1 pseudogene is annotated in these 779 nt (G+C 20.3%); it reads left to right on the top strand.

Annotation, left to right across the window (positions count from 1 at the left end):
• Positions 1-356, top strand: a pseudogene (locus AB6A63_RS02475) (hypothetical protein); the annotation flags it as partial.
• Positions 357-779: the final 423 nt, after the last annotated feature.

The following is a 779-nucleotide window of genomic DNA, read 5'->3' as shown; positions in this document are numbered from 1 at the left end:
TAGGAGCTCGAAGAACAGATGTTTTAAAAATTTTTTTGACTGAAGGTTTTGTTATTTTCTTTTTGATTTCTTGTTTGTTATTGATATGTTTAACAATTCCGATTGATATAGTCAATTGGTCTGGATGGACAAAAAACAGTATAATGAATGAATTGGTTTTTCAATTTATCAAAATACCAACAATTATTTCAACAAAAATTGGGGATATAAGAGAGAAATTTGAATATTGGTCCAACATTGGATTTATAATTTTAATCGTTACTATGATGAATTTATTTATAACTTTTATTTCTATTTTCTCTCCTATTTGGGTATTTTCTAGAAAAAAACCTATGGAAATTATATTAGATAAATAAATTTAATATTTATAATAAAAATAATAAAAACGATAATTAAAAAAATCTTTTTCATTTCACTATTTCTTAAAATTGAGTTATTTTTAAGACACGACTATTTATTAAACGATAATAATAAATAGTTTTTTTATTTTGTTTACCAAAAAATAAAAAAGTTGTCAATATAGATAATTTTTTATATAAATTAAATACGTTATTTTATCTTTGTTGGATAATAAAATTGATATAATATATTTATATTATTGATTTTTTTATTCATTTTATAAAATAAGTTAGGATATAGTTAATTTTTATGTTTAATATAATCAATTTAAATAAAAGTTACACATCTAAATTAGGTTATCGTACGGATATTTTAAAAGATATTTCGTTTCAATTACCTAACACAGGGATTGTTTTTATTTTAGGAAAATCAGGAAGCGG

This window comes from 'Camptotheca acuminata' phytoplasma, assembly GCF_041276565.1.
In the GTDB taxonomy this organism is placed as follows: Bacteria; Bacillota_I; Bacilli_A; order Acholeplasmatales; family Acholeplasmataceae; genus Phytoplasma.
This window is presented reverse-complemented; position numbering and strand designations above follow the sequence as displayed.